Here is a 26361-nt window from a genome sequence, read left to right as displayed (position 1 = left end):
GCACTTCCCCCGGGTATCTGATAGGCAGGCGACATGACACTCGTGGAGAATCCGATCTTCGCTCGCCTGTACGGCCCGATCGCCGCACGGCAGGAAGAACGCGGTAACCGTGCGTTGCGCAACGAGCTGCTCGCGGGCCTGTCCGGCCGGGTGATCGAGGTCGGACCCGGCACGGGGCTGAACTTCGCGCGCTACCCGGCGGAGGTCTCCGAGGTCGTGGCCGTCGAACCCGAGCCGCACCTGCGAGCGCAGGCCACCGAGGCGGCCCGGACCGCGCCCGTACGGGTGCGGGTGGTGGACGGCACGGCCGCGCGGCTGCCCGCCGAAGACGGCTCGGCGGACGCCGTGGCGATCTCCGGCCTGCTGTGCTCGGTGCCCGATCCCCGGGCCGCGCTGGAGGAGTTCCGCCGGGTGCTGCGGCCGGGCGGGCAGCTCCGCTTCTATGAGCACGTGCGCAGCCACGACACGGCGTTCGCCACCGCACAGCGGCTAGCCGACGTGGTCTGGCCTCGGCTGATGGGCGGGTGTCACGTCACGCGCGACCCGCTGCCGGACATCCGGCGGGTGTTCGAGGTCGAACGCTGCCGCGGCTTCCGGTTCCCCGCGACCGCCTGGTGCTCCCCCGTGGCGCCGCGGATCATCGGGAGCGCGCGCAAACCCCGCTGAGCGTCGTCAGGACGCCTGGGAGGCCACGCGCCGCTCGGCCTCGATCTCGGCGCGGATGGCGGAGTAGAGCGCGTCGGAGGTGTCCGCCTGGACGATCAGCCGGCAGCCGGCGCGCAGCTGTTCGATGGTGAGGGCACATGCCTCCGTACGGAAGGCCCACCACCGGCCGGTGTCGCTGATCCACAACCGCCAGCCGGGAAACTCGGCCTCGAGCCTCCGCATCGTTACCACCCTGGATGCCGGAAGATTTCCGCCACGGACGCTTCAAAGATAAACGAGCGGCGTTAATCACGCGAGACCCACGAGGTGCCGTAATACGGACGCTTTAACGGGTTTGACTTCGTTCATCTCGTGGAACCCCTGACAACGGTGTAAATCATTCGCACCGGTGGGCGGCCCGCAGGAGCGAAACCGGCTGTACGTGACCCCGCATGGTGCCCAGGTGGCGCGGCAGGCTAGTGTCCGAACCAGAGCCATCCGAGGAGGTGCGGTGAACCGTCAGCGGGTGAGTAGGATCTCCAGGTCCCTGACCGTCCCCCGCCCACTCAAGGTCGCCGAGGATCTCGAGCACGCTCATGTCCTCGACCGGCCGGCCCGTGGGCTCACCGGATTCATCCTGCGGCTCCTGCCACCGGGGACTCTCAGAGACCTTCTGCACGGGGTGCCGCTCGGCCACCCGGCCCATCCACCGCTGACCGACCTCCCGGTCGGGTGCTGGATGGCGGCGTCGGCGCTCGACCTGTTCCCCGACACCGAGCGCGCCACCGAGGTGCTGCTGGCCGCCGGGCTGGCGAGCGCGGTGCCGGTGGCGCTCACCGGCGCGGCCGACTGGTCCTCGCTCCACATCGAACAGCAGCGCGTCGGCATCGTGCACTCGATCGGCACGACCGCCGCCACCGGCCTGTTCGCCGCGTCGCTGTTCGCCCGCCTGCGCGGCCGCACGCGCCAGGGCAAGATCCTGAGCCTCGCCGGGCTCGCCGCGCTGCTCGGCGGCACCTACCTCGGCGGCCACCTGGCCTTCCGGCTCGCCGCGGGCGCCAGCCACGCCGAGTCGATCACCCACCTGGGGCCGCTGGGCTGGCACGACCTGTGCCCGCTGGACGAGCTGCCCGAGGGCTGGCCGGTCCACCGCACGCTGGGCTACATCAGCCTGTTCGTGCTGCGCTACGGCGAGGACGTCCACGTGCTCGCCGACCGCTGCACCCACCTCGACGGGCCGCTGCACCAGGGCCGCATGATCCGGGTGGACGACGAGATCTGCGTCGTCTGCCCGTGGCACGGGAGCACGTTCCAGGTCAGCGACGGCACCGTGGTGCACGGCCCGGCCACCGGCCGCCAGCCCGCCTTCGAGACCCGGATCCTGGAGAGCGGCATGATCCAGGTGCGTCCCGCCCGCTGAGTCAGCCGCGCGGCAGCCGTACGGTCAGGGAGTACAGCCGGGTGATCTGCTGGGAGCCCTGGTTGTCGTCGCTGACCAGCAACAGACGCAGGCCTCCGCCCGGGGCACGGCCGGTGATCGTGATGCCCTCGATGTTGTCCAGCAGCGGGTTCGGCTGGGGCTGCTTGGCGGTCGCGCCGAGCGAGGGGCAGTCGCCGAGGTCGGCGAGCAGCGACTTGCCGATGAGACGGACTCCCGGCCCGGCGGTGAGGTGCTCGGTGCGGCCGACGTCGGTGGCGTGCCGCGGGTCGGCGAGGTAGAGCCGGATCGTGTTGCCGACACCGGCCGTGAAACCGCGCTCCAGCACCAGCAGCCGCCCGTCCGGCGTCGCCGTGATGTCGGAGACGCCCAGACCGGAGTCGACGCGGTAGCCGTACTGCGCGGAGAGCCGGAAGTCACGGCCGTACGCCTGGCGCCGCCACGTCTGGAAGCGCACGAGGTCGGTGTCGTCGCCGGAGAGCGCCCCCTCCATCGAGGCGACCAGCGTGCGCCCGCCGGGCTCCAGCGTGAGCCCCTCGAACGTGAGGTTGGTCGTGGCGCGCCCGGCCGGTGCGACCCGCAGGGCGTCCGGCACCGGGAGCCGGCCCAGGATCTTCCCGGCCCGGCTGTAGCGGCGGATGGACGGCTCGACCTCGGAGGTGACCAGGCGGGTGCCGTCGCGGTCGACGACCAGGCCCTCGGAGTCCAGCGCGGCGCCGTTCTCGTCGGCGAGGGCCACGACGCCGACCGGCCGCAGGGTGCGGGCGTCCAGGCTGAACAGCGACGACCGGTCCGACAGCGCCGCGATGCGCCCGTCGCGGTCGACGGCGAGGGCCGAGAGGTTCCCGACGTAGACGCCGTCGAAGGTGGTCTTGTCGAGGGCGTCGGAGAACGCGTCGACGTCCACCGACGCGGAGCAGGCGTGAGTCGTGCCGCCGGACGCGGCACCGGCCGCCGTGGGCGTCAGCAGGGTGACCGCCAGCAGACCGGCGGCGGCGATCGACGGGGCAACGCGCATGGCCGACTCCAAGATCGTCGTGGGCGGACCACGCGCCATGCTATCGGCGCGCTCAGGCCTCGCCGGGCCGGGGGGCGGAAGGCTCCCTGCGGTCGTTGAAGGGATGTTCGACCAGCGCCAGGACGCGGCTGGCCATGAAGCGCGCGGTGCGTACGGGCGTGCCGGTGCGGGTCACCTCGGTCACCTCCACGACGCCCCGCCGGGTGACGACCTCGACACGCCTGCCCGCGCGCGTGGCGACCACCTCGTAGGTGCGCGTCGCGCCGCCGGCGTCGATCATGACCTCGACCCTGTCGCCCTTCATGACCGCACCCTTCTCGAACGTCTATTCGATTATTACCCTCCAGGCGAGTCGTTCAACCGGTCCGGAAGCGGCCTTACCGGGCGAGGACTCAGGGCCCGCCGGGCACGAAGAGGGCCTCGAACGGGGGCTCCCCCACGGCGGTCGTGACGTGTCCACGCCCCGTCGTGTCGGACACGTGCACCAGATCGCCCGGCCCGAACCGCCGCCGGGAGCCGTCGCTGACCTCCACCTCGATCACACCCCGCACCATCACCACCCACTGCTCCCGCGGGGCGGGGTGCGGCTCGCTGTCAAAGTCCGCGCTGCGCAGATACGTCACACCGCTCGACGCCGCCATCCCCGCGGTGGCCATCGGCGGCACGCCCGCGGTGATCCGCCGCTCGGTGAGCACCAGCGCGGCGTCCTCGAACGCGGATCCGCCGTCAGCGGTGATCACGACCCTCGTGTAGGGCTTGTCCTCGCTCATGCCGACTCATGCTCGGGACCGCACGGGCCGCCCGGCAATACCCGGCGGGGAATCGACGGGCGGCGCCGCCGCCGGATAGGACTGGGGCATGCTGACGGTGATGGAGACCCACGGGTTCGCACGCGAGCTGCGGCGATGGCGTACGGCGCGGCGCTGGAGCCAGCTGGAGCTCGCCCTGCGCGCCGGCACGACGCAGCGGCACCTCAGCTACATGGAGCAGGGGCGCTCGCGGCCCGGCCGCGGCATCGTGCTGCGCCTCGCCGAGTCGCTGGAACTGTCGCTGCGCGAGCGAAACGCCCTGCTGCTCACCGCCGGGTACGCCCCGGTGTTCGCCGAGTCCAGCCTCGACGCTCCGGAGCTGCGTCCCGTACGCGAGGCGATCGACCGTGTCCTGGAGGGGCACCTGCCGTACCCGGCCCTCGTCGTACGGCCGTACGGGGAGCTGGTGGCCGCGAACGCCGCCGTCACCGTGCTCACCGAGGGCGTCGCCGGGCACCTGCTGGAGCCGCCCGTCAACATGCTCCGGCTCGCGCTGCACCCCGACGGGCTGGCGCGGCGCGTGGCGAACCTGCCCGAGTGGGGCCGGCACATCGTCGAGGCCCTGCGCGCGCTGGCACTCAGGAGTCCGGACGACCGCCTCGACGCGTTCATCGCCGAGCTGGAGGGGTACGTGCCGCCGCTGCCGTCCGGGCCCGACGCGCCCGGTTACGTCGGCTTCGCGGTGCCGCTGCGCCTGCGCTGCGACGAGGGCGAGCTGCGGCTGGTCACGACGGTGACCTCGTTCGCGACCGCGGTCGACGTCACGCTGGCCGAGCTGCGGCTGGAGGCGTTCCTGCCGGCCGACGAGGAGACCGCGCGGATGCTCCGCCGCAGGGTCACAGCATCTTGACGATGGCGGCCACGCCGACGAGGACGATGACGATCCGCAGCACGATCGGCGGCAGCCGGCGGCCGATCGAGGCGCCGAGCAGCCCCCCGGCCGTCGAGCCGACGGCGATGAACAGCACCGCCCACCAGTCCACGTGCGCGACGGCGATGAACAGCAGGGCCGCCGCGCCGTTGACCACACCGGCCAGGACGTTCTTGACCGCGTTCACGCGCTGCAGGTCCTCGTCGAGGAAGATGCCGAGCAGCGCGAGCAGCACGACGCCCTGAGCGGCCCCGAAGTACCCGCCGTAGACCCCGCTCAGCAGGACGGTGATCCACAGCCACGGGCCGCCGTGCGGGTGCCGGCGCCGGCCGCCCAGCCAGGCGCTCAGCCGCGGCTGGATGACGACGAGGACGCACGCCACGCCGATCAGCGCCGGAACGATCACCTCGAACGCCGAGGCCGGCAGGACGAGCAGCAGCACGCCGCCGGTGAGCGCGCCGATCACGGACGCCAGCCCGAGACGGGCCAGCCGGGCGCGCTGCCCGTTCAGCTCACGCCGGTAGCCGTACGCCCCGGAGGCGGAGCCCGGTACGAGACCGACGGTGTTGGAGACGTTCGCCACGACCGGCGGATAGCCGAGCGCGACCAGCACCGGGAAGGTGATCAGAGAACCGGAGCCGACGATGACGTTGATGCAGCCGGCGCCGGCCCCTGCGCCGAAGATGGCGAGAGCGTGCAGGGGGGTCATCGGGCGGCCTCAGGAGGAGGGCGGCGGGTCACGACCTGACGGCTCGCGCGTGCCAGCGCCCGTCCTGACGTTCGATCCGCAGGGGCAGCCCGAAGCACTTCGACAGGTGCTCGTCGGTGAACACCTCGTCGACCTTCCCGGTGGCGATGACCGAGCCGCGGCGCAGCAGCATCGCGTGCGTGAACCCTTCGGGCACCTCTTCGACGTGGTGGGTGACGAGCGCCATCGTCGGCGCGAGACGGTCGACGGCCAGGGCCGTCAGCCGCGCGACGAGGTCCTCACGGCCGCCGAGGTCGAGCCCTGCCGCGGGCTCGTCGAGCAGCAGGAGCTCGGGGTCGGGCATGAGGGCGCGCGCGATCGACACGCGCTTGCGCTCGCCCTCCGAGAGTGTGGAGAAGCGGCGCCGGATGAGGTGGGCACAGCCGAGCGCGTCGAGCAGCTCGACGGCCCGCGTCACATCCGTGGAGTCATATTCTTCTTTCCAGCGGCCGATGATCGCGTACGACGCCGTGAGGACCAGGTCGATGACCTTCTCCTCCGGCGGCACCCGATCCGCCACCGCCGAACTCGACAGCCCGATGCGCGGCCGCAGCTCGAACACATCGGTCTTACCAAGCTGTTCACCCAGGATCTGCGCACTGCCCTCGCTCGGGAACAACATCGCGCCCGCCACCTGCAACAACGTCGTCTTGCCCGCGCCGTTCGGACCGATGATCACCCATCGCTCGTCCTCCTGCACGGTCCAGTCGATGTTGCGCAGCAGCGTCGCCCCCTCGCGCCGGATCTCGACGCCCTCGAGCCTGAGTACCTCGCCGGCCATCGCATCCCTTCGCCATCAACGAAAGCGCACGAAGCCGCAGGCGGCAGGGGCCGCCGGCCTCGCGCGGGTCTCCGGCACGAACCTACGGCATTCGGACGCCTTATGGTTGTCGGCATGCGTGTGACTCACCCCTCGGCCGTCCTCGTCGCCTGGGGCAACGCATGGCTGACCGGCCACGTGGGGCTCGATGAGGCCGCCGACGCCATGGAACGCCTGGGCGGCCCGCACGTCGTCGCGGGCATCCCGGACCAGCCCGGCGAGACGCCGCTGCGCGGCGCCCTCGCGGCCCTCCGGGTGGCCGGGCTGTCCGCGTTCCGGCTCGCGCTGCCGGCGCCGGGCGACCCGCTCGGCCTCACCGGGCCGCCGGAGTTCAACGCCGCCGCGATCGAGGCCGAGGAGGCCGTGCTCCTGGCGGCCGGCGACCGGACGTTCGGCCTGGTGCCGGCCGAGGACCGCCGTGGTTCCTCCTACGTCGGCACCCGCTGGACGGTGCACGAGACACGCTCGGCGGTCGCGGACACGCCGGGGCTCCCCGAAGCCGATCACAAGCTCACCCTCGCCGTACGCGAGGCGACCGAGTCGCTCATGGCGGTCGACGGCACTCTCGAGTGGCGGCCGGAGATCGCCGACGCCCTCGGCGCGCTGCGCGAGTCACACCATCACGAACAGGTCGGCGGCCTCGCCCCCGGCTACCCGGCGCGCGCCCACCGGGTGGCGGCGCTGGCCGGGCGCCTCGCGGTCGTCGTGGACCTGGCGCGCGACACGGAGGGCGCCGCGCTGTCGGCCGCCCAGATCCAGCGGCGCACCGAGGCCCTGCGCGACCTGGACAAGGCCGTACGACGGGCGCAGGTGGCCGCCTGCAACAGCGTCCTCGACCCGGTGCGCTGACGGTCGAAGAACACGCTGACCAAAGAACAAGCTGACGTCAAAGAACAAGGGGCGCACTCCCGGAGGAGTACGCCCCGCGTCTGAGCTCGGCGCTCAGGCCGTGACGACGATGGCCTTCGTGATCTTGTCGCCCCAGCTCTGGCTCTTGTCGTCCCACAGCGGCCAGAGGAACCCGAGGGCGCACACCCAGCCGTCGATCGTGGAGTGGCAGAGCTGCCGGCCGAAGGCGGCGCCGGCGCTGAGGGGCTGGCCGGTCGCCTCGCTGACGACCTTGATGCCGAGGACGCGCTTGCCGACCGTCTGACCGGTGTTGGCTTCCTGGAAGCTGAGCGCGAACGCGATGATGAAGAGGAGGACCAGCTCGATCAGGTAGGTCACCGCGATGTTCTTGGCGACCGCGCTGATGATGCCCATGATGATCCCGGACGGGATACCGACGATCAGGCCGTCGATGAAACGCGCGCCGAACCGCGCGCCCCAGCCGGCGTACTGGACCTGGCCGTACCCGGAGCCGTAGCCCTGCTGACCGTAACCCTGCTGCCCGTACGCCTGCTGCTGGCCGTAGCCCTGCTGACCGTAGCCCTGCTGCTGACCATAGCCCTGCTGCTGGCCGTAACCCTGCTGCTGGCCATAGCCCTGCTGCTGGTCGTAACCGGGCTGCTGCCCGTAGCCCTGCTGCTGGCCGTAACCCTGCTGCTGGCCATAGCCCTGCTGCTGGTCATAGCCGGGCTGCTGCTGCCCGTAGCCCGGCTGCTGGCCGTACCCGGGCTGCTGCTGCCCGTAGCCCGGCTGCTGGCCGTACCCGGGCTGCTGACCATAACCCGGCTGCTGCTGACCCTGGCCGTACGGGTCGTAGGGGGTGCTCACGCTCTTTCTCCTTTGTTGAATTACGCCCGTCCGCCAAACCGGACCCGGCAGTCGCCATGATGAGGTACTGACTTCAAAGAGGCAGAAACCCGAAACGGGCGAGCTGCCAGACCCATGACAGCCCCAGCGTCACTCCGATGATCCAAGCACGGATGCGTGGATCGAGCGCCCACCATCGTCGTCCGGACCCGAGCGGGGCGGTAGCCAGCCCGATCGCGCCCAGCAGAACAACGGGGCTTGCGAGGAGCGCCTTGACCGGATGCGCCGCACCCAGCTCGATGAAGACGGTGGTGCCGCCGCAGAGGGGGCACGGAATTCCGGTGAGCGCCCGCAGCGGGCACAGCGTGCCGGGGTCGTGCACGCGATGCAGGGCGGACACCACCACCGCCGCGGTGGCCATGCCGCCTGCGCGCAGGGCAACACCGAGTGCGCCGTCACCAGAGGCGGCGAACACACGGCCGAGTACGTCGGCCGGCCGTCCTCGGGCTCGGGACGCGACCGCGTGCCCCCGTGCCACGTCCAAACCTTCGCCCTCCCCATGGTGCTCTTATGCGCCTGTGGACCCGTATATCGCAATATGCCGGGTGCGGGTCAAGTAAATACCAAGCCAGATCTGAGAACGTAACCGGCTGGAGACCTTGACGCCGGCCCGTCTTCAGGAAACGGGGGCGAGAGCGGAAGGGCTCATCCGGTGCCGTGCGACGACGTCGGTCGTACGGCACCGGAGGTCCGTGGAGCGTCAGCGCTCCGCGGCGCCGACGATGACCGGGGCCGCGGCCTCGATGCCCTCGGCCACGACGTCCACCACGATCGCCGTGATGTTGTCCGGGCCGCCACCCTGGTTGGCCGCGTTGATGAGCTGGCCGACGGCGGCGGCGGGGTCGGACTCGGCGGTCAGCACCTGGTGCATCGTCTCCGCGTCGACCGGGCCGCTCAGCCCGTCGGAGCACAGGAGATAACGGTCGCCCGGCAGGGCCTCGCGCAGCGACAGGTCGGGCTTGCGCTCGGGTCTGCCGTCGAGCACGCGGACCAGCCGGTTGGCCAGGTGGGGCGCCGCGCCGTCCTCCCCGGTGAGCATCTTCTCCAGCGTGTGATCCTCGGTGATCTGGTAGAGGATCCCCTCACGCAGCATGTAGGCCCGTGAGTCGCCGATGTGGGCGAGAGCCGTGTGCGTACCCGACCACAGCATCGCGGTGCATGTCGTACCCATGGACTGGAGCGCGGGCTCGTCCTCGACCTTCTGGGCGATCGCCTGGTTGGCCGCGAGCACGGCACGTTCGACGACCTCGACCAGCTTGGCCTGGGGGACCTCGTGGTCGATGGCGGAGAGGGCCTGGATCGCGAGAGAGCTCGCGATCTCGCCACCCACGTGACCGCCCATGCCGTCGGCGACCGCGAGCAGCCATGGGCCCGCATACGCCGAGTCCTCGTTGTTCTCGCGGGCACGGCCGACATCCGATCCCGCGGCGTAGCGAATGGCAACTCTCATATGTGTTCCGATGTCGTCCTCGGCGGTGCGGTTCACTCAGCCGACTGCTGAGCTTCATCAACATATTCGACCGGCGCGCCTTACGCCTCATGGATCACAAGTGGATTTCTTGTGGAGTCACCGCTCCGCGAGTCCGTGGCGCACGGCGTACAGCGCCGCCTGGGTGCGATCTTGCAGGCCGAGCTTCATGAGGATGTTCGAGACGTGCGTCTTCACGGTCTTCTCCGACACGACGAGCGCCCGCGCGATCTCACGGTTGGAACGGCCCCGGGCGATCTGCGTCAGCACCTCGCGCTCGCGCTCGGTGAGGGCGACCGCGGCCTTGTCGCCCTGGTTCGGAGCGAGCATGGCGTCCGCCGCCTCGGGCGCGAACAGCACGTGGCCGTCGTGCACGGCGCGGATCGCCTGGACGAGCGCCTGCGGGTCGACGTCCTTGTACAGGTAGCCGGAAGCGCCCGCGCGGACGACCGGCAGCACCCGCGCGCGCTCGCCCACGCTCGTGAGCACCAGCACCCGCGAGGAGATGCCGCGCGCCCGCATCTCTTCGAGCGCCGCCTGCCCGTCGACCCCCGGCATCTTCAGGTCGAGCAGGATGACGTCGGGCGTGAGCGCCTCGGCGCGGGCGACCGCCTCCGCGCCGTCGGCGGCCTCCCCGACGACCTCGATGTCCTCCTGCACGCCGAGGAACGTCCGCAGGCCCTGGCGCACGACCGGATGGTCGTCGGCGATCAGTACGCGGATCACGCGGGCACCTCCAGGCGTACGACGGTGCCGGAGCTCGACGAGGAGATCGTCAGGACGCCGCCGACCGACTCCGCGCGCTCGCGCATGGACGTGAGTCCCAGGCCGTCACGCGAGGCCTCCGCCGGATCGAAGCCGACGCCGTCGTCACGGATCTCCAGCAGCCCCGGTTGGAGGCGGACGGTCACCGTACACGGGTCGCCGTGTCTCAGCGCGTTGTACAGCGCCTCCTGGGCGATGCGGAAGACCACCGCCTCGGTCGCGGGCGGCAGCGTGATCTCCTCGCCCTCGAACCGTACGGCCGTCCGGCGGCCGCGGCCGGCTCCCCACACGCGGTCGAGCACCTGGACGTGCTTGCGCAGCGACTCGGCCAGCCCGTCGCCGGCCAGCTCGGCCGGCCGCAGCTCGAAGATCACCTCGCGCAGCTCCGCCAGCGCCTCCTTGGCGAGCGTCTGGACGCGCTCGAGCTCGGACCTCGGGTCGGCCGCCGCGAGCGCCGCCGCGGCGGTGAGCCGCAGCGAGAACAGCTTCTGCGCGACCGCGTCGTGCAGCTCGCGGGCCAGCCGGGCGCGCTCCTCGATGACGGTCAGCTCGCGGTTGCGCTCGTACAGCCGCGCGTTGGTCAGCGCGATCGCCGCGTGCGCGGCGAACAGGATGAGGCGTTCTTCGTCGTCGTCGGTGAAGCCGCCCGGCTGCCGCTTGTTGGCCAGGAAGATGATGCCGAGGGTGTCGTCGCCGTCGCGGATCGGCACGCCGATGAAGTCGCGCAGCACCGGATGCGCCGTCGGCCAGCCCTCGAACGCCGGGGCCCGGCGCACGTCCGCCAGCCGCTGCACCTTGTCCTCGCGCAGCATGACGGCGAGCAGGCCGTGCTGGCGCGGCAGCGGGCCGATCCTGTTCCACTCCTCGTCGCTGACGCCCTCGACGACGAACTCGGCGAACGAGCCCTCGTCGTCGGGCACTCCCAGCGCGGCGTAGCGGGCGTCGAGAAGCTGCGCGGCCGCCCGCACGATCACCTGGAACACCTCGTGCACGGACAGATGACGCGTGACGGCGAGCACCGCCGCGCTGACCGCGTGCAACGCGGCGTCCCGATCGGCTTCCACGGCTCGACGGTACCCGCCGGACCGGCGGGGATCCGATCGGCCGTCCGGCCTAGGACCCATCGCCGAGGACCCGACCGGCCCGACGGCCGATGCCTCCTCACCGACTCGCCTCCTAGCGTCGTCGAGCATGAAGGCACTGATCACCGGGGCGTCCCGCGGACTCGGCCTGGCACTGGCCGGCGCGCTCGCCCGCGAAGGCTGGGAACTGGTCCTCGACGCGCGCGGCGGCCCCGAGCTGGAGAAGGCCGCCGCCGGGCTGGGCGCGGTGACGACCGTCGCCGGCGACGTCTCCGACCCCGCGCACCGCGCCGCGCTGATCGACGCCGCCGACGGCCTGGACCTGCTGGTCAACAACGCGAGCACGCTCGGCGCCACCCCGCTGCCGCCCCTCGCCGCCTATCCGCTGGACGAGCTCGCGCAGGCGTTCGCGGTCAACGCGATCGGCCCGCTCGCGCTCATCCAGGGACTCCTGCCGGTCCTGCGCGAACGCCGCGGCGCGATCGTCAACATCAGCTCCGACGCCGCGACCGAGCCGTACGAGGGCTGGGGCGGGTACGGCGCGACCAAGGCCGCGCTGGAGCAGCTGTCCAACGTGCTGGCCGCCGAGGAACCCGATGTGGCGGTCTGGTGGGTGGACCCGGGCGAGATGCGCACCGGGATGCTCGCCGCCGCGGGAGAGGACGCCGAGGCGGCGCCGCGCCCGGAGGAGGTGGCCGTGCCCGCGCTCCTCCGGCTGGTCGCCGAACGACCGCCGAGCGGCCGCTACACCGCCTCCGGCCTGGCCCGATGACGGCGCTGGCCGCCGGCGAGGAGAGCGCGGTCCGGCCGCCGTCGCCGCTCGCGCGGCCGTACCGGCTGGCCACGGTGGGGATCATCGCGGTCGTCGGCCTGCTCGCGTTCGAGCAGATGGCGGTCGGGACGGCGATGCCGGTGGCAGCGCGTGACCTGCACGGTGTGCCGCTGTACGCCTGGGCGTTCAGCGCGGTGTTCATCGCCGGGCTCGTGGCCAACGTCCTCTCCGGCGGATGGGCGGACGCGCGGGGGCCCGCCCGTCCGCTGTTCACCGGCCTCGCCGTCTTCGTCGCCGGGCTGCTCATCGTCGGCGCGGCGCCCACGATGGCCTGGTTCATCGCCGGACGGGCGGTCCAGGGGCTCGGGTCGGGCCTCGCCTCGGTCCCGCTGTACGTCGTCGTGGCACGCGTCTACCCCGAGCGGAGCCGACCGAAGATCTTCGCGGCGATGGCCGGCGCGTGGGTGGTGCCCTCGCTCGTCGGCCCCTCGATCGGCGGGCTGGTCGCCCAGCACTTCGGCTGGCGCTGGGTCTTCCTCGGGATCGTGCCGCTGGTGGTGCCGGCCGGCCTCGCGCTGGCCCCCACGGTGCGCGGGCTGCGAGCGGACGGCGCGATTCCCCGCGGACGGATGCTCACGGCCGTCGCGCTGGCGGCCGGGGCTGCGCTGCTGCTGTGGGGCCTGGACCACCGCTCGGTCCTCGCGCTGCTCGCCGCCGTGACCGGACTGGCCGGCCTCGGGTACGGCGTGCGCGAGCTGATGCCGAGCGGCCTCGTGCGCCTGCGCCGCGGGCTGCCGACGGTGATCGCGATGCGGGGCCTGCTGTTCGGCGCGATGGGCGGCACCGAGGCGTTCATCCCGCTGGCGCTGACCTCGCGGTTCGGCTTCCACCCCACGACGGCCGGGCTGGTCCTCACCGCCGGCGCGATCGGCTGGTCGGCGGGCTCGTGGTGGCAGGGCCGGTTCCCCGGCACCTCGCCCGCACGGTTCGCCGTGGCCGGCGCCGGTCTGCACGCCGTCGGCGTCGCCGGGGTCGCGCTGTCCTTCCACGTCTCCGGCTGGCTGACCCTGCCCGCCTGGATCGTCGCGGGCGCGGGCATCGGCACCGCCTTCCCCGCCCTCAGCGTGCTCGTGCTCCGGCTGTCCGGGCCGGACACCCAGGGCACCAACTCGTCCGCCATGCAGATCAGCGACACGCTCGGCTCGTCGCTCGCCGTCGGGATCGCGGGCGCGCTCGTCAACGCGGCGGGCCTGAACACCGGGGCGGTCTGCACGGCCGTCATCGCCATCGTCGCGGCCCTGGCCGCCCACCGAGTCGAGGATTCCCATGCGTGAGTTCACCCTGCCCGCCGGCCTGGAGGCGAGCGAACCCCCCGCGCGGCGCGACGGCGTCCGCCTGCTCGCCGGCACGCCCGAGGGCGTGACCCATCACCCGTTCACCGCGCTGCCCGAACTGCTGCGTCCCGGCGACCTGCTCGTCGTGAACACCTCCGCGACGCTGCCCGCCGCCGTACGGCTGGACCGGCTGGCGCTGCACTTCTCCGGCCCGCTGCCGTCCGAGCCCGACGACGCCTGGCTGGTCGAGCTGCGGCTGCGCCAGGCCGGGGCGACGGTGCCCTACCCGGGCGGCCGGTGCGGTGAGTGGTTCCCCCTGCCCGGCGGCGCGACGCTCACGCTGCTCGGACGGCAGACGCCGCGGCTGTGGCGCGCCCGGCTCGACACCGACGTCGTCCCGTACCTGCGCCGCTACGGCGTGCCGATCCGGTACGGCTACGTGGGCCGCGACTGGCCGCTGTCGGCGTACCAGACGGTCTTCGGCGAGAACGGTCGGGAGGGCGGCAGCGCGGAGATGCCGAGCGCGGGCCGGCCGTTCACGTACGAGCTGGTGACGCGGCTCGTCGCGCGCGGCGTGCACCTCGCGCCGCTCACCCTGCACACGGGCGTCGCGTCGCCGGAGAAGGACGAGCCGCCGTACCCCGAACGCTACGACGTGCCCGCCGCGACGGCGCGGCTGGTGAACCACGTGCGCTGGGACGGCGGCCGGGTGATCGCCGTCGGCACGACCGTCGTACGGGCCCTGGAGACCGCGGTGGGAGACGACGGGTTCGTCCGGCCGTCACGGGGCTGGACCTCACGCGTCGTCACGCCGGAGGAGGGCGTACGGGCGGTGGACGGCCTGCTCACCGGCCTGCACGAGCCGCGCTCCTCACACCTGCGGATGCTGACCGCCGTCGCGGGTGAGCCACTTCTGGAACGGGTCTACGAGGAGGCGCTGGCCCGGGAGTACAAGTGGCACGAGTTCGGCGACGTGAACCTGCTTCTCTCCCACTGAGCGGCTCCGCCTTCCAGGGGAGCGTCATCACCCGGGAGGGGGAGGCGCAGGTGCGACGGCTCCGGTGAGCATCGACGGTATGGAGCCTTCTGGAGACCTGCGCGCCAATCGCAGGACCGCCTATGCGGCGTTCGCCTGGGTGATGGTCTTTCTGGCCTGGCACGTCGTCTGGTACGTCACCGGCCTCGAATACCCCTCCGCTTCGGGGCGGCACGGGACCAGGCAGGTCGTCATCCAGGTGTTCTCGTTGGTCGTCGTTCTCATGGTCGTCGTCGGGGCCCTGCTGCCGTTGGCCCTGGCCCGGCCGTGGGGCCGGCGGGTTCCCCGATGGATGCTGCTCTCCCTCGCGTGGACGGGAGCCGTGCTCCTCGCGGCACGCGGGGTCTCGGGTGTCGGAGACGACCTGGTCCGGGTCACCGGAATCCTGCCGAAGGGATTCACCGGGCTGACGACGGCGCAGACCCTGGGGACGTCGCACCCCTCGCTTTGGGCGCTGTTCGCGGGCGGCGCCACCGACGTGCTCTTCACCGTCGGCGGCCTGACGTTCGCCCTCGCCGCCATCGCCTACCGTCGCCTGCGCCACTGACGCATACTTCGGTATGCTCGAAGTATGAGCGTCAAGGAACGCATCACCGTCACCATCGACTCCGAGATCGCCACGCAGATCAAGGAGCTGGCCGGGCAGCAGTCCACCTCCTCCGTCGTCGAACGGGCGCTGCGGGAGATGCTGACCCGTCAGCACGACGCGCGCACCCGGCTGCGGGCGATGGCCGCGGCGCACGAGCGGCGAGATCCGGAGGCCCACGCCCGCCTGCGCGCGCACGTCCGGCGGCGGCTCGACCTCGGCGAGGAGTAGGCGTGATCGGGGGATACGTTCTCGACCCGTCGACGATCGGCGATTTCGGACGCGACGCACCGCATGCCGTCGAGGCCGTGCACGCCCTCGACATGGCCGCGCAGGCGATCATCATCCCGATGTCGGCGATGGCCGAGGCCCTGACCCGGCTCGACACGCCTGAGCAGGTGGACCGGGCGCTGTTCCTGCTCGACCTCGGCGTGGTCGTTCCGGACGATCTGACCCGTGACAACACCCCATCCGTCGCCACCCTCCACCTGGCGGCCGAAGGCGACACCACTCTCGGGATGGCCCACGCCGCGCTGGCCGCGCGCACGCGTACGGCCAGAGTGGTCACCACCGCTCCAGGCGCCTGGCGGTCCGCTCATCCCGACGTCGCCGTGGCGGTGATCGACCGTCCCTCCCCATGACCGATCAGCGCGCGGGCGAACGCCAGGTGTCCGGATGGTGGACGCCGGAGCGAAACCTGATCGCGGGCAAGTAGCGTGGTGAGCAGCATGAATGCCAAGAAGCGCACGCTGCTGATCACGTTGACCGGCCGCGACCGCCCCGGAGTGACGTCGCGGCTGTTCACCACCCTCTCCGCGTTCCCGGTGACCGTGGCCGATGTCGAGCAGGTCGTGATCCGAGGGCGGCTGGTGCTCGGGGTGCTGGTGTCCTACGGCTCCGACACCGACGTCGGCAAGGTCCTCGCCGCGACCGAGGAGATCGCCACCGATCTCGGCATGGAGCTGGAGCTGGCCACCGGCTCGGCCAACGACTCCGAACGCGGCGCGCGGCGACGGCACGGCCGGCTGCACGTCACCATCCTGGGCAGCGCGCTCCGGCCCGCCGCGCTCGCCGGCATCGCCGGCCGCATCGCCGCGCACGGCGCCAACATCGACCGCATCGAGCGGCTCGCCCACCAGCCGGTGACCTGCATCGAGCTGCACGTCTCCGGCGCCGACCCGGACGGGCTGCGCGCGGCGCTGGCCGCCGAGGCCGCCGAGCTGCAGGTGGACGTCGCCGTCCAGCGCGGCGGCCTGGCCCGCCGGGCCAAGCGGCTCATCGTCATGGACGTCGACTCGACCCTGATCCAGGGCGAGGTCATCGAGCTGCTCGCCGAGCACGCCGGCCGCGGGGCGCAGGTCGCCGCGATCACCGAGGCCGCGATGCGCGGCGACCTCGACTTCGAGGGTTCGCTGCGCGAGCGCGTCGCGATGCTGGAGGGCCTCGACGAGAGCGTCCTGGAGACCGTGCGGCACAGCGTGGAGTTCTCCCCGGGCGTCCGCACCCTCGTCCGCACGCTCAAGCGGCTCGACTACAAGTTCGCGATCGTCAGCGGCGGCTTCACCCAGATCACCGACGCACTGGCCGCCGACCTCGGCATCGACTACGCCGCCGCGAACGTCCTGGAGATCAAGGACGGCAGGCTGACCGGGCGGCTCGTCGGCCCGGTCATCGACCGGCCGGGCAAGGCCGCGGCCCTCGAACGCTTCGCGCGCGAAGCCGGCGTTCCACTCAGCCAGACGGTGGCGATCGGCGACGGCGCCAACGACCTCGACATGATCGCGACCGCCGGCCTGGGCATCGCCTACAACGCCAAGCCGGCCGTCCGCCAGGCCGCCGACACCGCGGTCAACGTGCCGTACATGGACGCCATCGCGTTCCTGCTCGGCATCTCGCGGGAGGAGATCGAGGCCGCCGACGCCGAGGACCCGGAACTGACCCGCTGAGGCGACCGCTCACACGATGAGCGCGCGCCTCTCCTCGGCCGGCCGGCGCACATCCGCCAGCACGCCGCCCACGAACTCGGCCCGACGCCGAGAAACCAAAGTCGACCCGCTCACACGATGAGCGCGCGTCCCTCTTCGGCCAGCCGGCGCGCGTCCTCCGCCAGGGCTCGTACCGCGTGCCGGGCGCCCGCTACCTCGATCAGTGCCTCGCGCAGCACCGTCACCGCGTCGATTCTCGCGCCGCCCGCGAGCTCGGCCCGGCGCCGGCGGCAGAGCCGCGACAGGTACTCGTCCAGCTCTTCCAGCAGGTCACCGAGATCCAGGCCTCCGGTGTCGGCCTCGGCGTCCAGATGGTCGGCCACCCGCCGCAGGATCGCGGGGATCGGGCCCGCGCAGACCGGCGACTTTCGGACCAGCGCCGCCAGGGTCGCGGCGTAGTCGCGCAGCCGCCGGGCGATCGCCGTCGCCTCGCGGAGCCCGCGCAGCGGCTCGGCGGGCGGCGCCGGCTCCTGCGCCAGCCGTACCGCCGTCTCCTCGACCTCACGGGCCGCCGACGCCGCCTCCCGTAGGCGATCATCGATCGGCGCGTCCGTCCGCCCCTCGAACAGCTCCGCGACCGTACGGGCCAACTCGGCGTGCGCGTGGAGGAGACGGGTCAGACGCTCGGGCGCCGTCCGCAGCGCGCCGGTCGGCCAGAGCGCACGCGCGGCCGCCAGCGCGACCACCGCTCCGCCCACGGTGAGGGCGATGCGCCACCCGGCCGCCTGCCACGTCAACGGCCGGGTGAAGTCGATGAGCAGCATCGTCAGCGGAGTGGCGAACGTGATCCACCACGCGTGGTTGACCGGCTGGAGCGCGAAGCCGATCGCGGCCCCGGCGAAGACGAGGATCATGAGGGTCGCCTGGCCCGGCGCGACCGCCAGGGCCACCGCGGCGCCCGTCGCGCCGACGGTCGCCCCGGCGACCCGTTTGACGGTCCGCTCGACGGTGCCGCCGTAGGAGTCGCGCAGGCAGAACATGACCGTGATCGGCAGCCAGTAGCCGTACGGCAGGCGCAGGCCGTTCTGCAGGGCCATCGCGACCACGATGGCCACCCCGACCCGTGCGGCGTGCCGGAGGCCGGGCGAGCCGGTCGGGAGTTGGATGCGCCACGGCCGTCCCCCGGGGAACGGCAGGTCGAAGCCGGCCTCCAGACCACGCGCCGCGATCCCGGTCGCGTCCTCGACCGCGTCGGTGATCCGCTCGACGCTCCGGCGTACCTGCAGCACGAGCGCGGCCCCGATGACGTCGTGCCGCGACTCGACCCGTTCCAACCGCACCTGCTCGCTGGCGCGCATGAAGCGGTCCAGCTCCGCGGCCGGGCGGGACGGGGGCGTACGGCCCGTCTCCACCGCCTCGGCGAGCCCGCGCAGCCACCCGGCGAACGCGGCCATGGCGGCGCGCCACTCCCCGTGCCACTCATCCGACGGCGGGGCCTCCCGGTCCAGCGCGGCGAGCAGCGAGTGCGACGCGACGATCTCGCCCATGACCCGGTCGAGCGCATCGACGAACAGGCCCGGCCGGTTCCGCTCGGCATCACCGGGACGGCCGTAGAGCGCGCACGTCGAATGCGCCTGGCGCAGCGCGTCGTAGGCGGCCTTGCGGCGTTCGCTCCATTCCTCGGCCGGCGCCTCGACGGCGTCCGCGACCGCGCGGACCGCCTCGGCGAGCGTGCCGCGCAACGGGCGCAGCCGGTCGACGACCCACGGCGCCAGCAGGAGCACCGAGACCCACAGCCCACCGGCCGTCTCCAGCACCCCGTTGACGAACACCGGGCTCGTCGGCGGCCGTACCGCGGCGACGAGCGTGCACAGCGCCGCCGTCGGGCCGGGCCACGGCAGCGCCGCGCCGGCCGCCGCGACCACCGGGACGAGGAGCGTCGCGAGCAGCGGACGACCGGCCAGCAGACCGCCGAACCAGGTGAACACCGTCACGACGGCGACCGCCACCAGCATCGAACGGGCCCGCGCACCGTACGGTCCGCGCGGTCCGGCGAAGGCGACGTAGAAGGCGCCGAGACCGGCCGGCACGCTGTCCGCGGCGTGCCCGGTCAGCGTGCCGACCGCCAGGGGCGTCGCGACGCCGACCGCGGTCGCCAGCCCGTAGAAGGGCGCGGCGCGTCCCTCGGACTCGGCGAACATCCTCCGCAGCCACGACACCTGTGCTCCCCCCGTCGACAGGTGGCGTCCCGTCCACTACAGCACGGGATGGGCCAGGTGCACGATCGGGCCCGCCGGACGGCGTAAGACCGGCCGTTCGGCGTCGCCGACCGGCGCGCCCTCGCCGCCGGGCTAGGACGGGAATCGGTGGTCGGTGGCGGCCAGCCGCTCGGCGTCGGCGGCGAGTGAGCGTACGGCGTGGCGGGCGCCCGCCGCCTGGACCAGCAGGCGGCGCAGGGTGGTGACCGGGTCGATGCCGACGCCGGACATCTCGTCGCGGCGCCGGCGATCCAGGCCGGACAGGTGGTCGTCGAGCTCCTCCAGCAGACCGCCCAGGTCGAGGGCGGCCTCCGGCTCGGCGTCGGACACCAGTGCGTCGGCGCGGGCGTCGAGGTGGTCGGCGACCCGGTCGAGGATCGTGCCGACCGGCCCGGGGTCCACGTCCTCCTCCGCGAGCGCGACCAGCGTCTTGAGGTCGTCGCGGACGCTCCGCGCGGCCGCGGTGGCCTCGCGGACCCGCCGGAGGAGGTCCTCCGGCGGGATGGGCTCGCGGCCGAGGCGGTTCGTCGTGTCCTCCAGTTCGGTCTCGGCGGCCACGGCGTCCTCGGTCCGGCGTCGGATCGGGGTCTCGATGTCGCCGCCGAAGCGCGCGGCCACCGCGCGTACGAGCCGGGCGTGGGAGCGCAACAGGTCGGCGAGCTCCGCCGGGATCAGGCGGAGCTGGCCGGTCGGCCACAGGGTGCGGGCGGCGACCAGCGCGATCAGGCCGCCGGCGAAGGTGAGACCGATCCGCCACCACGCCGCCGACCAGTACAGCGCGTTGGAGAAGTCGACCAGCAGCAGGAGCATCGGCGTGCCGAACGTCATCCAGTAGGCGTGGTTGACCGACCGGTACGTGAAGCCGAAGACCGCGCCGACGAAGACCAGGGCGACGAGCGTCGGCTCCCCCGGCGCGATCGCCAGGGCAAGCGCGGCGATGATCGCGCCGATGCCGGTGCCGCCGACCCGCTTGACCACCCGTTTCACGGTGTCGCCGTAGGAGTCGCGCAGACTGATCAGGACGGTGATCGTCAGCCAGTGGCCGTACGTCAGCTTGAGCCCGGTGGCGAGTGCCATCGTCGCCGCGACCGCGACGCCGACCCGTACGGCGTGCCGGAAGCCCGGCGACCTGGTCACGACGTCCTGCTTCAGCCGCGTCCAGCCGCCCTCCGGCCGTTCGAGAAGGCGCGGGACCTCCAGGCCGAAGGACAGGCCCCGCTCGACGATCTGCCGCGACCGGTCCACGGCCCCGGCCATGCGGACGACGGTCTGCCGTACCCGCAGCAGGAGCGCGGTGGAGATCAGGTCGCTGTGCTCGGCGAGCCAGTCCTGGCGCACCTCTTCGGTCGCCCGGCCGAACCGTTCCAGGGCGACGCCGCCGCTGCCGCCGAGTGGCCGTTGTCCGCGCACCTCGATCGCCCCGGCGAGCAGCCGCAGCCGCGCGGCGACGGAGGAGATCGCGACCCGGAGTTCCTGCTCCCACTGCTCGGGCGGCGGCTCCGCGCGGAGCGCGCCGAGCGTGGCGCGCAGCGCGACCCCTTCGTCCATCGCGCGCCGGAACGTCTCGATCAAACGTCGCGGGCGCTCCTGGTCGTCGCGCCCGCCCGTACGGTAGAGCCCGTAGGTGACGCGTGCCTGCCGGACCGCCTCGTACGCCTTGGCGCGTCGGCGGATCCACTCGTCGTCCGGTCCCGGGTCGGGCAGGACGTCCAGCGCGGAGGCGACCGCGTTCGCCGCCTCGGCCAGCGACATCCGCAGCGGCCTGAGCCGATGCGTGATCCACGGCGCGAGCAGCAGCACGGACATGAACAGGCCGCCGGCCATCTCCAGGAAGCCGTTGAAGATCACCGGACTGCTCGATGGCCGGACCACCGCGAGCACGGTGCACAGCGTGGCGGTCGCGCCCAGCCACGGCAGCATCGAGGCGAGCGTCGCGACCACGGGCACGACCGCCACGGCGAGCCAGGGATGGCCGCTGACCACACCACCGAGCCAGGTGAAGACGGTGACGACCGCGACCGCGACGAACAGCGCACGGGCACGGGCGCCGTACGGCCCGCCGGGCGCGGCGATGGCGACATAGAACGCGCCCAGGGCGGCCAGCACGCTCTCCGAGGCGTGCCCGGTCAGCAGGCCGACCAGGAGGGGAACGACGATGCCGACCGCGGCGACCGCGCCGTAGACCGGCGCCGGCTGCCCCTCCGATTCGGAGTACGTGTCACGCAGCCATGCGAACGAGACCCGCATGACCACCCGACCCCTCTCGTACGTCCGTTATGTCACCGTCTAATACAACATGACGCCGGGGTCCCGTGGGAGCCCCGGCGTCGGTCGATACGAGCTGAAGGCCTACAGGCCGCCCGTGTTGAGCAGCGTGTTGGAGGTGTCGCCGGGCACGCCGCTGAGCGCGTTCCGCACGGCGTGCCCGGTGAGCCAGGCGGTGACCGTCGCCGCCGAGGCGTCGCCCGCGACCTCCTCGTACAGCGCGGCCACCCCGGTGACGTGCGGGGACGCCATCGACGTGCCGCTGACCGCCCTGACCGCGCCGGCCAGCCAGTCCGAGGTGATCTGGACGCCGGGCGCGTAGAGCCGTACGCACCGGCCGTGGTTGCTGAAACCGGCCGAGGCGTCGGCCCGGTCGGAGGCCGCGACGGCGAGCACACCGGACGCGCCGGACGGGGAGTAGCCGCAGGCGTCCTCGCCGCCGTTGCCCGCGGCGACCGCGAGGAACATCCCGGACCCGGTGAGCCGCGCGGCGGCGGCGTCGACCGCCGTCGACTTCTCGCCGCCGAGGGACATGTTCGCCACGGCGGGCCGCTGGGCGTGCTGAGCCAGCCAGTCCAGGCCGGCGACCACGTCGGCGTCCGTGCCCTGCCCCTGGCAGTCCAGGACCCGTACGGCCCGGAGCGTGACGGCCTTGGCCACGCCGTAGGTCAGGCCGCCGATCGTGCCCGCGACATGGGTGCCGTGCCCGCTGCAGTCCCGGCCGTCGCCGCCGGTCGCGTCGTAGGCGGTCGACGCGCGGCCGCCGAAGTCGGCGTCGGAGGCGTCGATCCCCGTGTCGATGACGTACGCGGTGACGCCCTTGCCGGTGTGGTGGAACGTGTACCGCTGGTCGAGCCCGGAGGCGGCGTCGATGCGGTCCAGGCCCCACGGCGCGCCGGCCTGGGTGTCCTGGGTGTGCATGGCGACGACCGGGACCACCGAGACGACGTCGGGGTCGTGGCGCAGCCGCTCCAGCTGGGACGCGTCGAGCCGGGCGGAGAACCCGTTGAGGACTCGGGTGTAGACGTGGGTGACCGCGGTCCGTGGCACCGTTGTGATCGCCCGACGCACGCCGCCCGAACGGACGGTCACGATGTACTGCCCGGCGGCCGGAACTCCATGGGCCGCCGCCGGTGTCGTCGCGGGTACGGCGGCGTGCGGTGTCGCGAGCACCGGCAGGGCGAGGAACAGGGCGAGTCTCTTCACGGTCTCTCCGTCCGTACTGACGCGCGACTCAGCGGACGCGCGTGGTGACAGACAGTCGTCCCCGACTTGATCGCCGAGCACGCTGACGGTGAAGAGAGAGGTTGATGGCCTGGTCGGGAGATCAGCCGCCGGGGGTCCAGAGCGAGACCAGCCGGCCGCCGCCCGGCCACAGGTCCGTCCACGCTCCGTCGAACTCGATGACCGCCGTCGCCGCGGTCGGAAAGTGATCGCCCGCCCCGCCGGTCAGGCCGAACACGAGCTGGTGCATCGAGGGATTGTGCCCGATCAGCAGCAGCGTGCCCAGGTCGTCGGGCTGCTCGCGCAGCAGCCCGAGGATCTCCTCGGCGTCGTTGTCGTACACCCGCGACTCGAAGTCGACGGGCGCGTCGAGCGCGAGCCCGTCGAGGGTCTGCCGGGTGCGCAGGGCGGTCGAGCAGATGACCCGGTCGGGCAGGCGGCTCGCGGTCCGCAGCTCCTCGCCGACCCGGGCGGCGTCGGTGCGCCCCCGCCCGGCGAGCGGGCGTTCGATGTCGGGGGTGCCGAGCGGCGAGGCCGCCTTGGCGTGCCGCAGCACGATGAGCGTCGGCATCAGCGCGGCGAGAGGAGCACGGCGACCACCATGATCGCCAACACGATCGCGACCATCACGCCGATGAGCAAAGCGAAGCCCTTGGCCCCGGACGGCTGGGAGTTCTGCATCCCCCCAGTCTGCCTTGCCGCCACGGTGTTCCGTCCACCACCCGTCATCGCGTACCGGCCCCGACCGGACGCTGGTGCACGACGTCGGCGTGCCGGCCCACGGTGTGCGCCGCGAACGCCCCGGCGGGCGAGGCCAGACCGCCCAGCAGCCCGAGACCGCTGAGCGCGACGAAGACGGCGAGAGGACGACGGTTACGGGAGCTCTTGGAGTTCATGCTGGAAACGCTAGGCGCGGCCCGAGGCCCCATCGATAGGGCGAAGTCCACTTCCGTGGTGGGCCTGGCACCACCCCGCGCCCTCCGGCGTACGGGACCGGAGACGACGAAAGGGCCGGGTGTCGCCACCCGGCCCTTTCCGCTCGCTCCTACGTCAGGAGGCCTTGGCGGAAGCCGTCTCCTCGTCCGCCTCGGTCGCGTCTCCCTCGGCGTCCGGCTCGCCGGTCACCTCGGCCGGCTCGCCCTCGTCCTCGATCGAGGACGCACGGCGCTTGGAGATCACGATCGCGCCGACGATCACCACGACGGCGATCACCGTGACGATGATCCGCAGCACGTCGTTCGCCGCGTACGTCACGACCGCCTGGGCGATCAGCAGGGCGACCAGGTTCATGACCTTGATCAGCGGGTTGATCGCCGGGCCTGCGGTGTCCTTGAACGGGTCGCCGACCGTGTCGCCGATGACCGTCGCCGAGTGCGCCTCAGAGCCCTTGCCGCCGAGGTTGCCCTCTTCGACGAGCTTCTTGGCGTTGTCCCACGCGCCACCGGAGTTGGACAGGAACACCGCCATCAGGGCGCCCGCCGCGATTGCACCGGCCAGGTAGGCGCCCAGCGGCGCGTACCCGAGTGCGAAGCCGACCGCGATCGGCGTCATGATCGCCAACAGAGCCGGCGTGGCCAGCTCGCGCTGGGCGTCCGCGGTGCAGATGGCGACCACCCGGCCGTAGTCCGGCTTCTCCGTGTAGTCCATGATCCCGGGCTTGGTACGGAACTGGTTCCGCACCTCCATCACGACGCGTCCGGCCGCGCGGCCGACCGCCATGATCGCCAGACCGGAGAACAGGAACACCACCGAGGCGCCGATGATCAATCCGATCAGCACGTTCGGGTTGTCGACGCTCAGGGTGAAGTTACGGAAGACCGGGCCCAGCGCCTTCTGCACATCCTTGATCGGATGGTCGGGGTTGTTGACCTTCGCGAGCTCGGATTCGATCGTCGTACGGAACGAGCCGAACAGCGCGGTCGCGGCGAGCACGGCCGTCGCGATCGCGATGCCCTTGGTGATCGCCTTGGTCGTGTTACCGACGGCGTCGAGGCTCTCCAGGACGCTCGCGGCCTCGCCCTCGACGTCACCGGACATCTCGGCGATGCCCTGCGCGTTGTCGGAGACCGGGCCGAAGGTGTCCATGGACACGATCACGCCGACCGTGGTCAGCAGGCCGGTACCGGCGAGCGCGACCGCGAACAGCGCCAGAGTGGTGTTGCTGAAGCCGAGCAGGAACGCGCCGTACACGGCGGCCGCGATGACCAGCGCCGTGTAGACCGCCGACTCGAGGCCGAGAGAGATACCGGACAGGATGACCGTCGCCGGGCCCGTACGGGCCGAGTTGGTGACGTCCTTGACCGGGCGCCGGTTGGTCTCGGTGAAGTAGCCGGTGAGCAGCTGGATCGCGCTGGCCAGAACGATACCGACGAGCACGGCACCGAGCGCCACCCACCGCGGGTCGACGTCGGCCAGGTGCGGGTCACCGGCGACCTGCGAATCAACACCGTGCATCTTGGCGAAGGAGCTCGGCAGGTACCAGAACGTCGCCACGGCCACGAGGATCGCGGAGATGATCGCGGAGATGAAGAAGCCGCGGTTGATCGCGCTCATGCCCGAGCGGTCCTTGGCCCGCGGCGCCACCGCGAAGATGCCGATCACCGCGGTGATCACGCCGATCATCGGCACGATCAGCGGAAAGACCAGGCCCTCGGTGCCGAAGGCGACCCGGCCGAGGATGAGGCTCGCCACCAGCGTGACGGCGTAGGACTCGAACAGGTCGGCCGCCATGCCGGCGCAGTCACCGACGTTGTCACCGACGTTGTCGGCGATGGTGGCGGCGTTGCGCGGGTCGTCCTCGGGGATGCCCTGCTCGACCTTGCCGACCAGGTCGGCGCCCACGTCGGCGGCCTTGGTGAAGATACCGCCGCCGACACGCATGAACATCGCGAGCAGCGCGGCGCCGAAACCGAAGCCTTCGAGCACGGCAGGGGCGTCGCCCTTGTAGATGAGCACGACGACGGCCGCGCCGAACAGGCCCAGGCCGACGGTGAACATGCCGGCGACGCCGCCGGTGCGGAACGCGATCCGCATCGCGAGCTTCTCGCCGTTCTCACGAGCCGCCGCCGCCACGCGGACGTTGCCGCGCACCGCCAGCCACATGCCGGTGAATCCCGTAGTGCCGGAGAACAGCGCACCGATGACGAAGAAGACCGATCTACCGATCCTTACTCCCCATTTGTGCTCCGGCAACAGGAGCAACAGAAAGGGAATCAGGATCACGAAGATACCGACCGTACGGAACTGGCGCTTGAGGTACGCGAGCGCACCTTCTTGCACCGCTCCGGCGATCTCTTGCATCTTCTCGGTGCCCTGGCCCGCCGCGAGAACCTCGCGGACCAGGACGCCGGCGACGGCCAGCGCAAGCAGAGCGATCACACCGACAACGACCACCAGAGTCAGGTCGCTGCCGCCGAGATTCAATTCCGCACTGGCCTGGGCGGGCACATGAAGCCCAGACATGCATCCTCCTCGACAGGGCGTTAGGTCCGGTCGCCTACGAGGGCTGACCGGCCATTACCACGCGTCAGGCGGGCAATGGT

Annotated in this window: 28 protein-coding genes; 11 read left to right on the top strand and 17 right to left on the bottom strand. The window is 72.3% G+C overall.

The features are described 5' to 3' along the window. The first annotated feature begins 33 nt into the window (after nt 1–33). Nucleotides 34–666 carry a class I SAM-dependent methyltransferase gene (locus QSK37_RS46310; RefSeq protein ID WP_285634917.1) on the top strand — a complete coding sequence of 211 codons (633 nt, stop codon included), beginning with the start codon at nt 34–36 and terminating at the stop codon, nt 664–666. 6 nt (nt 667–672) lie between these two features. On the opposite strand, the gene QSK37_RS46305 is transcribed toward QSK37_RS46310, so the two are convergent. Further along, nucleotides 673–888 carry a hypothetical protein gene (locus tag QSK37_RS46305; protein ID WP_285584581.1) on the bottom strand — a complete coding sequence of 72 codons (216 nt, stop codon included), beginning with the start codon at nt 886–888 and terminating at the stop codon, nt 673–675. A gap of 283 nt (nt 889–1171) precedes the next feature. Between QSK37_RS46305 and QSK37_RS46300 the strand changes: the two genes are divergently transcribed. Continuing rightward, entirely contained in the window at nt 1172–2065 is an 894-nt protein-coding gene (locus QSK37_RS46300; protein WP_285634914.1) for a Rieske (2Fe-2S) protein, read from the top strand. A gap of 1 nt (nt 2066) precedes the next feature. Here QSK37_RS46300 and QSK37_RS46295 read toward each other — a convergent pair whose 3' ends face one another. The 3 genes from QSK37_RS46295 to QSK37_RS46285 form a co-directional block, all read right to left on the bottom strand. Continuing rightward, nucleotides 2067–3101 (bottom strand): esterase-like activity of phytase family protein, encoded by a 1035-nt coding sequence (locus QSK37_RS46295; protein WP_285634912.1) that lies wholly within the window; start codon nt 3099–3101, stop codon nt 2067–2069. 52 nt (nt 3102–3153) lie between these two features. After that, complete coding sequence (locus tag QSK37_RS46290) at nt 3154–3405, bottom strand: DUF8836 family protein (protein ID WP_285584575.1); 252 nt, start codon at nt 3403–3405, stop codon at nt 3154–3156. Nucleotides 3406–3493: 88 nt separating this feature from the next. Continuing rightward, entirely contained in the window at nt 3494–3871 is a 378-nt protein-coding gene (locus QSK37_RS46285) for a cupin domain-containing protein (RefSeq protein ID WP_285634910.1), read from the bottom strand. A gap of 88 nt (nt 3872–3959) precedes the next feature. On the opposite strand from QSK37_RS46285, the gene QSK37_RS46280 reads away from it, so the two are divergent. Then, nucleotides 3960–4760: a helix-turn-helix domain-containing protein gene (locus QSK37_RS46280; protein ID WP_285634908.1), complete on the top strand. Its 801-nt coding sequence runs from the start codon at nt 3960–3962 to the stop codon at nt 4758–4760. Here the strand turns inward: QSK37_RS46280 and QSK37_RS46275 are convergent. Both QSK37_RS46275 and QSK37_RS46270 read right to left on the bottom strand, forming a co-directional pair. Then, a complete protein-coding gene (locus QSK37_RS46275) occupies nt 4747–5490 on the bottom strand; it encodes a sulfite exporter TauE/SafE family protein (protein WP_285634906.1) in 744 nt (247 codons plus the stop codon). The genes QSK37_RS46280 and QSK37_RS46275 overlap by 14 nt on opposite strands. A 28-nt stretch (nt 5491–5518) precedes the next feature. Next, nucleotides 5519–6310 (bottom strand): ABC transporter ATP-binding protein, encoded by a 792-nt coding sequence (locus QSK37_RS46270; RefSeq protein WP_285634904.1) that lies wholly within the window; start codon nt 6308–6310, stop codon nt 5519–5521. Nucleotides 6311–6424: 114 nt separating this feature from the next. Here QSK37_RS46270 and QSK37_RS46265 point away from each other — a divergent pair, with 114 nt between their 5' ends. Next, nucleotides 6425–7198 carry an Rv1486c family protein gene (locus tag QSK37_RS46265; protein WP_285634901.1) on the top strand — a complete coding sequence of 258 codons (774 nt, stop codon included), beginning with the start codon at nt 6425–6427 and terminating at the stop codon, nt 7196–7198. A gap of 93 nt (nt 7199–7291) precedes the next feature. Here the strand turns inward: QSK37_RS46265 and QSK37_RS46260 are convergent, their stop codons facing one another. The 5 genes from QSK37_RS46260 to QSK37_RS46240 all read right to left on the bottom strand — a co-directional run bounded on the left by QSK37_RS46260 (nt 7292) and on the right by QSK37_RS46240 (nt 11401). Beyond that, a complete protein-coding gene (locus tag QSK37_RS46260) occupies nt 7292–8065 on the bottom strand; it encodes an RDD family protein (RefSeq protein ID WP_285634898.1) in 774 nt (257 codons plus the stop codon). A 73-nt stretch (nt 8066–8138) separates the two neighbouring features. After that, a complete protein-coding gene (locus tag QSK37_RS46255; protein ID WP_285634893.1) occupies nt 8139–8519 on the bottom strand; it encodes a DUF2752 domain-containing protein in 381 nt (126 codons plus the stop codon). Nucleotides 8520–8804: 285 nt separating this feature from the next. Beyond that, nucleotides 8805–9554 carry a PP2C family protein-serine/threonine phosphatase gene (locus QSK37_RS46250; protein WP_285584560.1) on the bottom strand — a complete coding sequence of 250 codons (750 nt, stop codon included), beginning with the start codon at nt 9552–9554 and terminating at the stop codon, nt 8805–8807. Between the two features lie 117 nt (nt 9555–9671). After that, nucleotides 9672–10298 (bottom strand): response regulator, encoded by a 627-nt coding sequence (locus QSK37_RS46245; protein WP_285634890.1) that lies wholly within the window; start codon nt 10296–10298, stop codon nt 9672–9674. Continuing rightward, nucleotides 10295–11401 carry a GAF domain-containing sensor histidine kinase gene (locus QSK37_RS46240; RefSeq protein WP_285634887.1) on the bottom strand — a complete coding sequence of 369 codons (1107 nt, stop codon included), beginning with the start codon at nt 11399–11401 and terminating at the stop codon, nt 10295–10297. Before QSK37_RS46240 ends, QSK37_RS46245 begins: the two co-directional genes overlap by 4 nt. A 127-nt stretch (nt 11402–11528) precedes the next feature. Here QSK37_RS46240 and QSK37_RS46235 point away from each other — a divergent pair, with 127 nt between their 5' ends. The 7 genes from QSK37_RS46235 (at nt 11529) to serB (ending at nt 17093) form a co-directional block, all read left to right on the top strand. Continuing rightward, on the top strand, nt 11529–12191 hold the full coding sequence (locus QSK37_RS46235; protein ID WP_285634885.1) for an SDR family NAD(P)-dependent oxidoreductase: 663 nt from the start codon (nt 11529–11531) through the stop codon (nt 12189–12191). Then, the gene (locus tag QSK37_RS46230) at nt 12188–13525 is read left to right on the top strand and encodes an MFS transporter (protein ID WP_285634882.1); all 1338 of its coding nucleotides are present in this window, start codon (nt 12188–12190) and stop codon (nt 13523–13525) included. The genes QSK37_RS46235 and QSK37_RS46230 overlap by 4 nt, the downstream gene beginning before the upstream one ends. Beyond that, nucleotides 13518–14522 (top strand): S-adenosylmethionine:tRNA ribosyltransferase-isomerase, encoded by a 1005-nt coding sequence (locus QSK37_RS46225; RefSeq protein ID WP_285634879.1) that lies wholly within the window; start codon nt 13518–13520, stop codon nt 14520–14522. The genes QSK37_RS46230 and QSK37_RS46225 overlap by 8 nt, the downstream gene beginning before the upstream one ends. 79 nt (nt 14523–14601) lie before the next feature. Next, on the top strand, nt 14602–15108 hold the full coding sequence (locus QSK37_RS46220) for a hypothetical protein (protein WP_285634876.1): 507 nt from the start codon (nt 14602–14604) through the stop codon (nt 15106–15108). A 24-nt stretch (nt 15109–15132) separates the two neighbouring features. After that, entirely contained in the window at nt 15133–15378 is a 246-nt protein-coding gene (locus QSK37_RS46215) for a hypothetical protein (RefSeq protein ID WP_285634873.1), read from the top strand. 2 nt (nt 15379–15380) lie between these two features. Next, nucleotides 15381–15788: a hypothetical protein gene (locus QSK37_RS46210; RefSeq protein WP_285634870.1), complete on the top strand. Its 408-nt coding sequence runs from the start codon at nt 15381–15383 to the stop codon at nt 15786–15788. Nucleotides 15789–15875: 87 nt separating this feature from the next. Next, nucleotides 15876–17093: a phosphoserine phosphatase SerB gene (serB, locus tag QSK37_RS46205; RefSeq protein WP_285584537.1), complete on the top strand. Its 1218-nt coding sequence runs from the start codon at nt 15876–15878 to the stop codon at nt 17091–17093. A 110-nt stretch (nt 17094–17203) separates the two neighbouring features. Here the strand turns inward: serB and QSK37_RS46200 are convergent, their stop codons facing one another. The 6 genes from QSK37_RS46200 to QSK37_RS46175 all read right to left on the bottom strand — a co-directional run bounded on the left by QSK37_RS46200 (nt 17204) and on the right by QSK37_RS46175 (nt 26281). Continuing rightward, nucleotides 17204–19291, bottom strand: coding sequence for an FUSC family protein (locus QSK37_RS46200; protein WP_285634867.1), 2088 nt, complete (start codon nt 19289–19291; stop codon nt 17204–17206). A 132-nt stretch (nt 19292–19423) separates the two neighbouring features. Next, nucleotides 19424–21577 carry an FUSC family protein gene (locus QSK37_RS46195; protein ID WP_285634864.1) on the bottom strand — a complete coding sequence of 718 codons (2154 nt, stop codon included), beginning with the start codon at nt 21575–21577 and terminating at the stop codon, nt 19424–19426. Nucleotides 21578–21679: 102 nt separating this feature from the next. Then, nucleotides 21680–22801 (bottom strand): S8 family peptidase, encoded by a 1122-nt coding sequence (locus QSK37_RS46190; RefSeq protein WP_285634861.1) that lies wholly within the window; start codon nt 22799–22801, stop codon nt 21680–21682. 121 nt (nt 22802–22922) lie between these two features. Further along, nucleotides 22923–23390: a SixA phosphatase family protein gene (locus QSK37_RS46185; protein ID WP_285634858.1), complete on the bottom strand. Its 468-nt coding sequence runs from the start codon at nt 23388–23390 to the stop codon at nt 22923–22925. Between the two features lie 154 nt (nt 23391–23544). After that, nucleotides 23545–23715: a hypothetical protein gene (locus tag QSK37_RS46180; RefSeq protein ID WP_285634856.1), complete on the bottom strand. Its 171-nt coding sequence runs from the start codon at nt 23713–23715 to the stop codon at nt 23545–23547. Nucleotides 23716–23869: 154 nt separating this feature from the next. Further along, on the bottom strand, nt 23870–26281 hold the full coding sequence (locus QSK37_RS46175; RefSeq protein ID WP_285634853.1) for a sodium-translocating pyrophosphatase: 2412 nt from the start codon (nt 26279–26281) through the stop codon (nt 23870–23872). Nucleotides 26282–26361 lie beyond the last annotated feature (80 nt).

This window comes from Actinoallomurus iriomotensis (genome assembly GCF_030269445.1).
GTDB classification, from domain to species: domain Bacteria; phylum Actinomycetota; class Actinomycetes; order Streptosporangiales; family Streptosporangiaceae; genus Actinoallomurus; species Actinoallomurus iriomotensis.
This window is presented reverse-complemented; position numbering and strand designations above follow the sequence as displayed.